This is a genomic window from Clostridium sp. ZS2-4, assembly GCF_026719745.1.
Taxonomy (GTDB): domain Bacteria; phylum Bacillota; class Clostridia; order Clostridiales; family Clostridiaceae; genus Clostridium_H.
In genome coordinates this window covers 44495-57216 of the sequence record NZ_JAPPRQ010000055.1, presented here as the reverse complement: position 1 = coordinate 57216, position 12722 = coordinate 44495, and the positions used below count along the sequence as shown (strand labels likewise).

General features: G+C 30.1%; 10 protein-coding genes, 1 pseudogene and 1 riboswitch. Of the genes and pseudogenes, 9 read left to right on the top strand and 2 right to left on the bottom strand.

All coding sequences use genetic code 11. The features are described from left to right. The 6 genes and pseudogenes from OIO11_RS11530 to OIO11_RS11505 all read left to right on the top strand — a co-directional run. A pseudogene (locus OIO11_RS11530) lies at positions 1–139 on the top strand (electron transfer flavoprotein subunit alpha); the annotation flags it as partial. A 212-nt stretch (positions 140–351) separates the two neighbouring features. Further along, complete coding sequence (locus OIO11_RS11525) at positions 352–1257, top strand: sulfide/dihydroorotate dehydrogenase-like FAD/NAD-binding protein (protein ID WP_268071626.1); 906 nt, start codon at positions 352–354, stop codon at positions 1255–1257. Further along, positions 1257–2648 carry an NADPH-dependent glutamate synthase gene (gene gltA / locus OIO11_RS11520; protein ID WP_268071625.1) on the top strand — a complete coding sequence of 464 codons (1392 nt, stop codon included), beginning with the start codon at positions 1257–1259 and terminating at the stop codon, positions 2646–2648. The genes OIO11_RS11525 and gltA overlap by 1 nt, the downstream gene beginning before the upstream one ends. Before the next feature lie 559 nt (positions 2649–3207). Next, positions 3208–4086, top strand: a complete 879-nt coding sequence (locus tag OIO11_RS11515; protein WP_268071624.1) for a DNA-3-methyladenine glycosylase family protein — start codon at positions 3208–3210, stop codon at positions 4084–4086. 214 nt (positions 4087–4300) lie between these two features. Beyond that, positions 4301–5785: a 4Fe-4S dicluster domain-containing protein gene (locus OIO11_RS11510; protein ID WP_268071623.1), complete on the top strand. Its 1485-nt coding sequence runs from the start codon at positions 4301–4303 to the stop codon at positions 5783–5785. 213 nt (positions 5786–5998) lie between these two features. Further along, positions 5999–6706, top strand: coding sequence for a TVP38/TMEM64 family protein (locus tag OIO11_RS11505; RefSeq protein WP_268071621.1), 708 nt, complete (start codon positions 5999–6001; stop codon positions 6704–6706). Here the strand turns inward: OIO11_RS11505 and OIO11_RS11500 are convergent. Next, the gene (locus OIO11_RS11500; protein ID WP_268071620.1) at positions 6688–7347 is read right to left on the bottom strand and encodes a TIGR01906 family membrane protein; all 660 of its coding nucleotides are present in this window, start codon (positions 7345–7347) and stop codon (positions 6688–6690) included. The two genes, OIO11_RS11505 and OIO11_RS11500, sit on opposite strands and share 19 nt — an antisense overlap. Positions 7348–7894: 547 nt before the next feature. Between OIO11_RS11500 and groES the strand changes: the two genes are divergently transcribed. Next, entirely contained in the window at positions 7895–8179 is a 285-nt protein-coding gene (gene groES, locus OIO11_RS11495) for a co-chaperone GroES (RefSeq protein ID WP_268071619.1), read from the top strand. 38 nt (positions 8180–8217) lie between these two features. Continuing rightward, positions 8218–9849: a chaperonin GroEL gene (groL, locus tag OIO11_RS11490; protein ID WP_268071618.1), complete on the top strand. Its 1632-nt coding sequence runs from the start codon at positions 8218–8220 to the stop codon at positions 9847–9849. Between the two features lie 100 nt (positions 9850–9949). Here the strand turns inward: groL and OIO11_RS11485 are convergent, their stop codons facing one another. Continuing rightward, positions 9950–10699: a tRNA lysidine(34) synthetase gene (locus OIO11_RS11485; RefSeq protein ID WP_268071617.1), complete on the bottom strand. Its 750-nt coding sequence runs from the start codon at positions 10697–10699 to the stop codon at positions 9950–9952. Between the two features lie 326 nt (positions 10700–11025). Then, positions 11026–11123, top strand: a riboswitch (purine riboswitch). 139 nt (positions 11124–11262) lie between these two features. Between OIO11_RS11485 and guaB the strand changes: the two genes are divergently transcribed. Then, positions 11263–12717 carry an IMP dehydrogenase gene (guaB, locus tag OIO11_RS11480; protein WP_268071616.1) on the top strand — a complete coding sequence of 485 codons (1455 nt, stop codon included), beginning with the start codon at positions 11263–11265 and terminating at the stop codon, positions 12715–12717. Positions 12718–12722: the final 5 nt, after the last annotated feature.

Genomic DNA, 12722 nt, shown 5'->3' with positions numbered 1-12722 from the left:
GCAAGATAGTGAATACATAATCGCTATCAACAAAGATGCAGAAGCTCCAATCATGAAAGTTGCAGATTTAGGATTAGTTGGAGACTTAAATAAAGTAATTCCAGAATTAATAGCTCAAATAAAAGCTACTAAAAACTAAAGAGCTTTATCTATTGATAAATATAAATTTTATAAGAGTTAATACTAAATTTAGTTGAGCAAGTAAATTATTTGCTCAACTTTTTTATACACTGAACTCTTTACGAAAGGCTATAAATTAATTATAATATAAGTTATAATTAATTTATAGCTGTATAAATATACGCAAAAACGAATAAAAAACTGTCGTTAATGATGATATGGGGTGTAAGAATGTTTAAAATTACTAAAAAAATGTTGTTAGTGTCTAATATATATCTTATGGATATAGAGGCGCCAAGAGTTGCAAAGGCTGCTAAACCAGGACAATTTGTAATTGTAAAGATGGATGAAAAAGGAGAGAGAGTGCCTCTTACAATTTGTGATTATAATGAAGAAAAGGGAACAGTAACTATAGTGTTTCAAGCGGTAGGACATTCAACTATAGAAATGGCTAAATATGAAGAAGGGGAATATTTTCAAGATTTCGTAGGACCTCTTGGAAAACCATCTGAATTTTTAAGTGAAGATATTGAAGAATTAAGGAATAAAAAAGTGCTCTTTATATCTGGTGGAGTAGGGGCAGCGCCAGTGTATCCTCAGGTTAAATGGTTCCATCAACATGGAATGAAAGCTGATGTAATAATGGGAACAAGAAGTAAAGAGTTATTAATATTAGAAGAAGAAATGAAAGATGTAGCAGATAATGTTTATGTGACAACGGATGATGGATCTTATGGATTTAAGGGGCTGGTTACTGAAAAATTTAAGCAATTAGTTGAAAATGAAGGTAAAAAATATGACTATGTTGTTGCAATTGGTCCAATTATAATGATGAAGTTTGTTTCACTTGCTACAAAACTATATGAAATAAAAACAATAGTAAGTATGAATCCATTAATGGTTGATGGCACAGGAATGTGTGGTGCTTGTAGAGTAACAATAGGTAATGATATTAAATTTGCTTGTGTTGATGGACCGGAATTTGATGGACATTTAGTGGATTTTGATGAAGCAATGAGAAGACAGGCGATGTATAAAACAGAAGAAGGAAGAGAAAAAATTAAAAGAGAAGAAGCTAATATTGAGCATCATCATCACCATAATGGTGGATGTGGCTGCTGTGGGGGTGAAGAATAGTGGATAGAATGAAGAAAATACCAATAAGTGAACAAGACCCTAAAGTAAGAGCTGCTAATTTTGAAGAAGTGTGTTTAGGATATACAGAAGATGAAGCTGTTGCAGAAGCAAGTAGATGTTTAAATTGTAAAAAGCCTTTATGTGTAGAGGGATGTCCAGTATCAATTGATATTCCGGCTTTTATACAACAGGTTAAAAATAGAAAGTTTGAAGAAGCAGCTAAGGTTATAGCTAAATATAGTTCTCTTCCATCTGTATGTGGTAGAGTATGTCCGCAAGAAACTCAATGTGAAGGAAAATGTGTACTTGGAATAAAAGGAGAGTCTGTAGCAATAGGAAAGCTTGAAAGATTTGTAGGAGATTGGTCAAGAGATAACAATATAGATCTTTCAGAGACAGAGTCTAAGAAAAATAAAAGAGTTGCAGTGATAGGAAGTGGACCATCAGGACTTACTTGTGCAGGGGATTTAGCTAAAAAAGGATATGATGTCACTATTTTTGAAGCTCTACACGAGCCTGGTGGAGTTCTAGTATATGGAATTCCTGAGTTTAGACTTCCGAAGGATACAGTAGTTAACGGTGAGATTGAAAACATAAAGAAATTAGGCGTAAAAATAGAAACTAATGTTGTAGTAGGAAGAACTGCTAATATAGATAAGTTAATGGATGAAGAAGGTTATGATGCTGTATTTATAGGCTCAGGAGCAGGACTTCCTAAATTTATGGGAATACCAGGTGAAAATTCAAATGGCGTATTTTCAGCTAATGAATTTTTAACAAGAGTAAATCTAATGAAAGCTCATAAAGATGATTATGCAACTCCCGTTAAGACCGGTAAAAAAGTTGCTGTTGTGGGCGGGGGAAATGTGGCTATGGATGCGGCTAGAACTGCTTTAAGACTAGGAGCACAGGCACATATAGTATACAGAAGATCAGAACAAGAGCTTCCAGCAAGAGTAGAGGAAGTACATCATGCAAAAGAAGAAGGAATTATTTTTGATTTATTAACTAATCCCATAGAAATTCTAGCAGATGAAAATGGCTGGGTAAAAGGAATGAAATGTATAAAAATGGAGCTGGGAGAGCCAGATGAATCAGGAAGAAGAAGACCAAGAGTTATAGAAGGGTCAGAATTTATAATAGAGGTTGATACCGTTATAATGTCATTAGGCACTTCTCCTAATCCTCTAATAGCATCTACAACTGAAGGATTAGATATTAACAAATGGAAGTGTATAGTTACTGAAGAGGAAACAGGAAAGACCTCAAAGGATGCAGTATATGCAGGAGGAGATGCTGTTACAGGAGCGGCTACGGTTATACTTGCTATGGAAGCTGGTAAAAAAGCTGCAAATGCTATTGATGAATTTTTATCTAAGGAAGAAGTATAGAGTGATTAGTAATATAAATAAATATTTTATTTAATGATTATTTGCCTAGAAGATGAATTGATTGTTCTAGGCAAATAACATCTTCTCATGTAGTTTTACTGGACAGTCAAAAGTTCTATTCTCTTAAGAAGCTAGTGGATCCTCATAGAATAAAGGGTCAACTTGCTTCTTTTTAATTCAACAGGTTGAGGTTGCTGTTTTTTAGTGTGTTTTTTTAGTTTTGGCATAGACGTATTACTTTTTTAGGTTCAAGGTTTAATTTAGTAGTAACTAATATTGCATTTCTATCTGTGTGTTTTACCAATACAAAACGTAGTTCTTGATACAATTTTGGTCTCCATAATAAATTAAGGCACAGATATTGAACAGTTTCTCCTTAAAAGTTTAGTCGCTTAAAGGATACTATAAAATCACTTAAGAGTGTTATCTTTTTTTATATGAAATTATTGGAATTAACTTTTGACTGTCTAGTATATGATATAAAATAAATTATGGATAAAACAGTGTTGGAAGAGTTAAAATATAATTTAGATTAAACTCGAAGAACAGAGGTGGAGTAATGGATTTTAATTATGCAGAAGAATTTGAAAATGGTGTCATAATAAAGGATGTAAAAAACTTTGAATTATCTCATGTATTTGATTGTGGACAATGTTTTAGATGGAAACGTCAAGAAAATGGAAATTATATAGGTGTTGCTTTTGGAAAGGTAATAGAAGTAGAAAAGAGAAATAATGATATAATTTTATATAATACCAATGAAGAAGAATTTAAAAATATTTGGTGTAATTATTTTGATTTATACAGAGATTATGATGCTATAAAAGAAATTTTAAGCAAGGATGAGCTTTTAAAGAAATCAGTAGAATTTGGTTGGGGTATCAGGCTTTTACAGCAGCAGCCTTTTGAAATAATAATATCATTTATTATTTCTGCTAATAATAGAATACCTATGATAAAAAAAGCACTAAATAATATGGCTGAAAAATGGGGAAAATCTATTATATATAATGATGAAACCTATTATACATTCCCAAGTATAGATGATTTAAAAAACTGTACTATTGATGAGATTAAGGAATGTGGAACAGGTTTTAGGGCTCAATATATAAAAAATACAATTGATGGAATTTTAAAAGGTGATATAGATATTAACTATATTAAAAGTTTAGATGATGATATGTGTCACAACGAATTACAAAAACTTAGTGGTGTTGGTCCTAAAGTTGGCGATTGTATAATGCTGTTTTCAATGAATAAATATTCTGCTTTTCCAGTAGATGTATGGGTAAAAAGAGCCATGCAGCATTTTTATTTAGCACCAGATGTATCATTAAAAAAGATTAGAGTCTTTGGTAGAGAAAAATTTGGACAATTATCCGGGTTTGCTCAACAATATTTATTTTATTATGCAAGAGAGAATAAAATAACAATTTAAGAATTAGTTGCAAATATAAATTTTGAATAGACTATAAATTAAGAAAACTGTTACAATATTATTTTATCTTCTGTTATAATTTTGTTGTTACATTATTAACAATTATCTGGTATAATAAAAAACGAACCTAGTGTACAATGTGTTAAACCTAAATTCTTACTTCTTAGTATAAAATACAACGTATTAATCAGGTATATAAATGGGAGGTAAAATAATGAATGTATTTGAATCACAATTAAAAAAATTAAAGTATGAAGTTTTACAAGAAGTGGCTTTATTGGCTAAAGAAGACGAACTTACTGAAGAAAATATAAATATTATTCCATATAAAATAATTCCAGGAAAAAAAGCAGTTTATAGATGTTGTGTTTATCATGAGAGGGCTATTTTAAAAGAAAGAGCAAAACTTGCTTTAGGATATGTCAGCAATGGAGATTCAGCAGGATATGTATTAGATACGGAGAAGAGTGAGCAAATAATGCATGTTATAGATGCAGCCTGTGATACATGCCCAATAGATAAATATACTATTACAGAAGTATGCAGAGGATGTATTCAACATAAATGCATGGAAGTATGTCCAGCTAATGCTATTACTAGAATTAATGGAAGAGCATATATTAATCAAGACCTATGCAAGGAATGTGGATTATGTAAGCAGGCATGTCCGTATAATGCTGTATCAGAAGTAATGAGACCTTGTAAAAAAGTTTGTCCAACCAATGCATTAGATATACAAGAAGATAGAAGAGCTATGATTAAGCAAGAAGATTGCATAAATTGTGGTGCATGTATGGCTGCATGTCCTTTTGGGGCAATATCAGATAAAAGTTATATAGTACGTGTTATTAATAAATTAAAAGAGAATAAGAATATATATGCAGTGGTTGCACCAGCAATTACTGGACAATTTGGACCAAACGTAACAGTTGGACAAGTTAAGGATGCTCTAATAAAAATTGGATTTAAGGATATGGTAGAAGCAGCTTTAGGTGCTGATGCGGTTACTTTACATGAAGCTATGGAATTTGTAGAAAGAATGGAACAGGGTGCGACATATATGACTAATTCATGTTGTCCTGGATTTGTGTCATATATAGAAAATAAATTTAAAGATCAGGTTGGCAATATATCAAATACTGTTTCGCCAATGATTGCAACTGCAAGGCTAATAAAACACAAGGATAAAGATGCAGTAGTTGTATTTATTGGACCTTGTACTGCTAAAAAGGTTGAAATGAAGAGAGAAAATATAAAAGAAGCAGTAGATTATGTACTGACTTTTGAAGAAATAGCTGCACTTATTGGAGCATATAAAATTAATCTTGAAAGTTGTGAAAATCTTGAAATAGATGATGCATCAGCATATGGAAGAGGATTTGCTCAAGGTGGAGGACTTACTGCAGCTATTGAAAATATTATAAAGGACAAAAAGTTGGATATAGAGTTTAAACCAGTTAAAATCAGTGGTCGTGAAAATATTAAGAGATATATGCTGCTTGCTAAAAATGGCAAATTACCAGGTAACTTTATAGAAGGAATGATGTGTGAAGGTGGATGTATAGGTGGCGCAGCTACAATATGTTCAAAGAACAAAGCTAAACTTCCTTTAAATAAGTTTAGTAATGAAGCGAAAAATAAGAGTATAATTGAAAATAATAAAATAGAACAATTTAAAGATATAAATTTAGAAAGATAATACTAAAGTATAAAGTAATATTTAAATAAGAAAAAATTGAGAATAAAAAAGGATACTTATTATGTAGAAAAAATATAAGTATCCTTTAGTTTTAATTAAAACAAAAATTAAAAGATATATTTAAAATAAATAAGGATTATAATAAAAGCGGTTTAATGAGATAATACTAGTGTAAGTTTATATATAATTGGTTTAAATAAGCAAGGAGAAGCTATGTTAAAGAGAATAAAGGATAAGATTATTGAATATAAGGAACATATAACATTAATAATAATTTTAGGTTTTTTTATTATAGCAGGCTATGAATATTATTATAAATATTTTTATGTATTAAAAGATCCGGAAAAACTTAAAGTATATGTAATGTCTTATGGAAAATATAGTGTGTTTGTTTTCATAGCTATTCAAGTCATACAAGTTATAGCCTTTTTTATTCCAGGAGAGATTGTTCAAATAGCTGGTGGATATATTTTTGGCGCTGGAATAGGAAGCATAATTTCTCTTACAGGTATAACAGGAGGAAGTATATTTGTTTATTTGATAGCAAATAAATTTGGAAAGCCTTTTGTGCAAAAAATTGTTTCAGAAAATAAATTTGATTTTATTGAAAAAATATTAGCTGCTGGAAGTAAAAAGTTTATAATATTTTTACTTTATTTGATTCCAGGATTACCAAAGGATATTTTTGGATATGTTTGTGGAGTTTCAGATATATCATTAAAAGATTTTGCATTGTATTCAACCCTTGGAAGAATTCCTGGAATTTTTATATCTGCATACTTTGGTTCTCAAATGTTTACAGGAAACATACACTTATTATTACTTATTGCTGTAACAATGAGCATATTATTTATTGTTGGTATGTTAAATGGAGATAGAATTATTAGAAAAATAATAAAAAATCATAAAAAAGAAAAATAATTATCTAGTTTTTTAAAAATAATATAAAATATAGAAGAAAATACAAACATAAGGCTAATTATTAAAATAGCACAGTGAAAAAAGAATTCTTGAGGCATAATATTTATTATAGGGTCTAGCTTAGGGTCTAGTAGCCAGTAATCATTGTTAAATAGCAATTTGTGAAAAATAGTAAAACTTTTATCGAAATTTAACAAAAAAGGTATTAAGCACAAAAATGGAGCTAAAAACAGGAATATGGAACTCCACTTTAGAAATCTAAATCTCTTGTCTGTTTTAATGTTTATATAAATAATTATTACGTCTATTAGAATTAAAGTATATAGAATATAATCCAGTTTATTAAATATTGCTTTAACTTCTTCAAAATGGATTTTACCTTGATTAGAAAAAGTTAATGTCGGTAAAACAAAATTTTGTTTTTGATGACTTTGTACATAATTTATCACATAATTATAATTTAACTTTATTTCTTTACTGCTTAAATTTGAAGTTTCTTGAACATTAAGTGTAATAATATCCATATAATATAAAGGCTTGAAATTAAGAGTGATTTTTACACTTAATATTATAATTAGTAGTGTTATGCAAAAGGTAAGGAGTATTTCAAATAGTATATTTTTTATATTGATTTTTATCATAAATTCACCTCTTATAATTTATTGCTATTTTAGCATAGGTGTAAAAGTTTAAGAATTTCATATAAATAAGTATAGACAGATAAAAAAATAATAATCAGTATTATATAAAACAGTTAATCAAATCTATATTGTTAACTGGAAAAATGTCAAAATATTTTTAAAATAGACTTCATATTACATTTGTTCAAAGAAATATGAAGTTTTCAATTAGACTTTATCAAAATAAGGTATTAATATGTTGTTATATTTTTATAATAATCATAAGAAAATGAAATTTGAAGCTTAAAGTTCTTTATTTATATAGTAATTTGGTATAAAATTTTCATATAATAAGTAAACATAAGAAATAAGACGAAATAGCTTAATATTTTAGGCTAGTTACTTATAATTGCCTTAGATAATGTGTTAAGTTAAAATGTGGAATTTGATATTACATTTAGGATAAATTATTATAATAATTGTATTAGCACTCAATGCTAACGAGTGCTAACAACAGTTAAAAATAATTTTTACATAAGTATATAAAATATATTAAGGAGGGGTTTATATGAAAATTAGACCACTTGGAGACAGAGTTGTAATTAAAAGATTAGAGGCAGAAGAAACTACTAAAAGCGGAATAGTTTTACCTGGAAGTGCTAAAGAAAGACCACAAGAAGCAGAAGTTGTTGCTGTAGGACCAGGCGGAGTTGTGGATGGAAAAGAAATTAAAATGGAAGTTAAAGTAGGGGATAAAGTATTATTTTCTAAATATTCTGGAACAGAAGTTAAAATGGATGGAGAAGAATATACAATATTAAGACAAAACGATATATTGGCAGTAGTAGAATAATTAGGTAGATGATAGTTTAAAATAGGAGGGTGTTAGAAATGGCTAAAAGTATTTTATTCGGTGAAGAAGCAAGACGCGCTATGCAAAGAGGCGTAGATAAATTGGCTGATACAGTTAAGGTTACTTTAGGACCAAAAGGAAGAAATGTTGTTTTAGATAAAAAATTTGGTGCACCACTTATAACAAATGATGGTGTTAGCATAGCAAGAGAAATTGAGCTTGAAGATCCATATGAAAATATGGGAGCACAACTTGTTAAAGAAGTTGCTACAAAGACAAATGATGTAGCTGGAGATGGAACAACAACTGCTACATTACTTGCACAAGCAATTATAAGAGAAGGATTAAAGAATGTAACTGCTGGTGCAAATCCAATGTTAATAAGACAAGGAATTAGAAAAGCTGTTGAGTGTGCAGTGGAAGAAATCAAAAAAGGTTCAAAACAAGTTGAAGGAAAAGAAGATATAGCAAGAGTTGCTGCAATATCAGCTGCTGATGAAGAAATAGGTAAACTGATAGCAGATGCTATGGAGAGAGTAGGGAATGAAGGCGTTATTACTGTAGAAGAATCAAAAACAATGGCAACTGAACTAGAAGTTGTTGAAGGAATGCAATTTGACAGAGGATACTTGAGCCCATATATGGTGACTGATACAGAAAAAATGGAAGCTGTTTTAGAAGATCCATACATTCTTTTAACTGACAAGAAGATCACTAATATTCAAGAAATACTTCCAATACTTGAACAAATAGTTCAACAAGGAAGAAAGTTATTAATTATAGCTGAAGATATAGAAGGAGAAGCTTTGGCTACACTAGTAGTTAATAAATTAAGAGGAACATTTACATGTGTTGCTGTTAAAGCTCCAGGCTTTGGTGATAGAAGAAAAGAAATGCTTCAAGACATAGCCATCTTAACTGGTGGAGAAGTTATAGCAGAAGAATTAGGAAGAGATTTAAAGGATGTTACTTTAGATATGCTTGGAACTGCAGAAAGTGTAAAAGTTTCTAAAGAAAATACTACAGTAGTTAATGGTAGAGGAGACAAAAACGCTATAGCTGATAGAGTAAATCAAATTAAAAATCAAATAGAAGAGACTACTTCAGAATTTGATAGAGAAAAACTTCAAGAAAGATTAGCTAAACTTGCAGGTGGTGTTGCAGTGATTAAAGTTGGTGCAGCTACTGAAACTGAACTTAAAGAAAGAAAATTAAGAATAGAAGATGCTCTAGCAGCTACTAAAGCAGCAGTTGAAGAAGGTATAGTTGCTGGTGGTGGTACTGCTTATGTTAATACTATAAAAGAAGTAGCTAAAATAACTATGGATAATGCAGACGCACAAGTTGGTGTAAATATCATAAGAAGAGCACTTGAAGAACCAGTAAGACAAATAGCTGCAAATGCTGGACTTGAAGGTTCTGTAATAATTGAAAAAATAAAAAATAATGAATCAACTTTAGTTGGATTTGATGCATTAAATGGACAATATGTAAATATGGTTCAGAAAGGTATCGTTGATCCAACAAAAGTTACAAGATCAGCACTTCAGAATGCTGCATCAGTTGCTTCGACATTCTTGACAACTGAATGTGTCGTAGCTGAACTTCCAGAAAAGAATCCAGCACCAGCACCAGGAATGGGCGGTATGGGAATGGACGGAATGTACTAGAATACAGTTGAGAGTTGAAAATTTAAAGTTGAGAGTTAATAAAGGGATTTTTGCTGGTGGCAAAAATCCCTTTGATTATATAACTATGAATTCTCAATTTTTAACTCTCATTGTTTTTCTGTTCCCATAAATTTTTGAAATCAAGATTTGATAAAGAAGTCATTATGTTTCTTTGAGCATCTGGATATATTTTTTCTAATTTATATAGAAGGTTTTTCATTTCTTCTCTTGTAGTTTTTTTATCTACAGGACAAGCGCTTTTAATTACAGGAAGATTATATTCTAAGGTTAGTTTTTCAATTGTATCTTCACGCATATAGATAAGAGGTCTTATTATATTAATATTCTTATCTTTAAAAAATATATTAGGATGAAAAGTTCCTAGTTTACCTACCTTTAAAACATTCATGAAAAGAGTTTCAATTACATCGTCGCTATTATGCCCAAGAGCTATTTTATTAATGTTATTTGCTTTGGCAACTCTAACTAAAGCACCTTTTCTTAATTTGGAACAAAGAGAGCAAGGTTTTTTTTCTTTTCTATCATAAAATACAATTTCTGATATGCTTGTTTGTTCAATTATCAGAGGAATACCATTTTTATTGCAAAAATGTTTTAAAGGTGAAACATTTATATCAAAACCTAAATCTATGTATATACCTATTAGTTCAAAATTTTTATTAGAGGTCATTTGTATAAGTTTTAAAGCAAAGAGCAAAAAGATACTGTCTTTACCTCCAGAGAGACCTACTGCAACTCTATCTCCAGCAGTAATCATTTTATATTCTTCCATAGAACGTTTAAGATATCTTAAAAATAATCGATTATATTCTTTTTGAAAGCATATCATAGTTATCCTCCTAGTATAATTTTATAAATGTAAAAATAAAGTTTTGAAACACATTATTTACATATAAAGTTACCGCAGGAAAAAAAGTTAATGCATTTTAGAGTTTTAGTGTCAAAGCATTCTGCAATGGTAAATGTTATATGTAAAGTGATCTGTAAAGTGTAGGTTATGTGGAATGTTAATCTTTAAAATTCCACATAGTGGTTTATAAAAATATTATACTATAAAATTTCTTGTAATTTTGCAAGTTTATTATCAAAAAAAGTATAATTTTAATTGACAAAATTCAAAATATAAAATAAAATAAAACTTAATAAAAATTTCAATATAAATATATTAGATTCGCTTATATATCCCTTGAATATGGCAAGGAGTATCTACCGGAATCCGTAAATTTCCGACTATGAGTGATTACTGCATACGTATTTTTGTACATGCATTAATTTCACTCTTATGATATATGTAGTGAAGTTAATGCATTTTTTATTTTATGACTATTAACTTTACAATAGGTAAAAACTAATTTATGTCTTAATAATAAATTTGAAAGGAAGTTGATTAAAGTGGCAATTATTTTAAAAGAAGGTTATACTTTTGATGATGTATTACTAGTACCTAATAAATCAGAGATTCTACCAAATGAAGTTAGTTTAAAAACTAATTTGACAAATAAAATAAAACTTAATATACCGCTTATGAGTGCAAGTATGGATACTGTTACAGAAGCTAAAATGGCAATAGCTATGGCAAGAGAAGGCGGAATAGGAATTATACATAAAAATATGAGTATAGAAATGCAAGCTAGTGAAGTTGATAAAGTAAAGAGACAAGAAAATGGAGTAATAACAGATCCTTTTTATTTATCACCAGAAAATACAATAGATGAAGCTTTAGAGTTAATGAGTAAGTATAGAATTTCAGGTGTACCAATAACTGTGAATGAAAAATTGGTTGGAATTATTACAAATAGAGATGTTTTATTTGAAACAGATTATACTAAAGAAATACAAGCAGTTATGACAAAAGAAAATCTTGTGACAGCACCGGAAGGTACAACTGTTGAAGAAGCTAAAGAAATATTAAAAAAGCATAGAATAGAAAAGCTTCCATTAGTAGATAATGAAAATAACCTAAAAGGACTTATTACTATAAAAGATATAGAAAAAGTTAAAGAATTTCCTAACGCTGCGAAAGATGAAAAAGGAAGACTTTTATGTGGGGCAGCAGTAGGAGTTACAAAAGATATGATGGATAGAGTAGATGCTTTAGTTAAAGCTAATGTAGATGTAATAACTATTGATACTGCTCACGGACATTCTAAAGGTGTTTTGCTTGCTGTAAAAGAAGTTAAAGCTAAATATCCAGAGCTTCAAGTTATTGCAGGAAATGTTGCAACACCAGAAGCGACAAGAGAGTTAATTGAATCAGGAGCGGATTGTGTAAAGGTTGGTATAGGTCCAGGATCTATTTGTACAACAAGAGTTGTTGCTGGAGTTGGAGTTCCACAACTTACAGCGGTTATGGATTGTGTAGAAGAAGCAAATAAATATAACATACCTATTATTGCTGATGGTGGTATAAAATACTCAGGAGATATAGTTAAAGCTCTTGCAGCAGGAGCTAAAGTTGCTATGATGGGTTCTATGCTAGCTGGATGTGAAGAAGCTCCGGGTGAAGTAGAAATTTATCAAGGAAGAAACTATAAGGTATACAGAGGAATGGGATCTCTTGGAGCAATGGCTTCTGGAAGCAAGGATAGATATTTCCAAGAAGACAATAAAAAGTTTGTTCCAGAAGGAATAGAAGGAAGAGTTCCTTACAAAGGTGTTTTAGCAGAGACATTATATCAATTAATGGGTGGAATCAAAGCAGGAATGGGTTATTTAGGTTCAGCTACACTTACTGATTTATATAACAGTGCTAGATTTGTCGTTCAAACTTCAGCAGGACTTAGAGAAAGTCATCCACATGATATTTCAATGACTAAAGAAGCACCAAACTACAGCGTACAATCTTAAGATGA

What these genes read in the sequence shown, in the direction of transcription:
- OIO11_RS11525 (WP_268071626.1), top strand. Translation starts at nt 352, where the DNA reads ATGTTTAAAATTACTAAAAAAATGTTGTTAGTGTCTAATATATATCTT.
- OIO11_RS11515 (WP_268071624.1), top strand. Translation starts at nt 3,208, where the DNA reads ATGGATTTTAATTATGCAGAAGAATTTGAAAATGGTGTCATAATAAAG.
- OIO11_RS11510 (WP_268071623.1), top strand. Translation starts at nt 4,301, where the DNA reads ATGAATGTATTTGAATCACAATTAAAAAAATTAAAGTATGAAGTTTTA.
- OIO11_RS11505 (WP_268071621.1), top strand. Translation starts at nt 5,999, where the DNA reads ATGTTAAAGAGAATAAAGGATAAGATTATTGAATATAAGGAACATATA.
- OIO11_RS11500 (WP_268071620.1), bottom strand. Translation starts at nt 7,347, where the DNA reads ATGATAAAAATCAATATAAAAAATATACTATTTGAAATACTCCTTACC.
- groES (WP_268071619.1), top strand. Translation starts at nt 7,895, where the DNA reads ATGAAAATTAGACCACTTGGAGACAGAGTTGTAATTAAAAGATTAGAG.
- groL (WP_268071618.1), top strand. Translation starts at nt 8,218, where the DNA reads ATGGCTAAAAGTATTTTATTCGGTGAAGAAGCAAGACGCGCTATGCAA.
- OIO11_RS11485 (WP_268071617.1), bottom strand. Translation starts at nt 10,699, where the DNA reads ATGATATGCTTTCAAAAAGAATATAATCGATTATTTTTAAGATATCTT.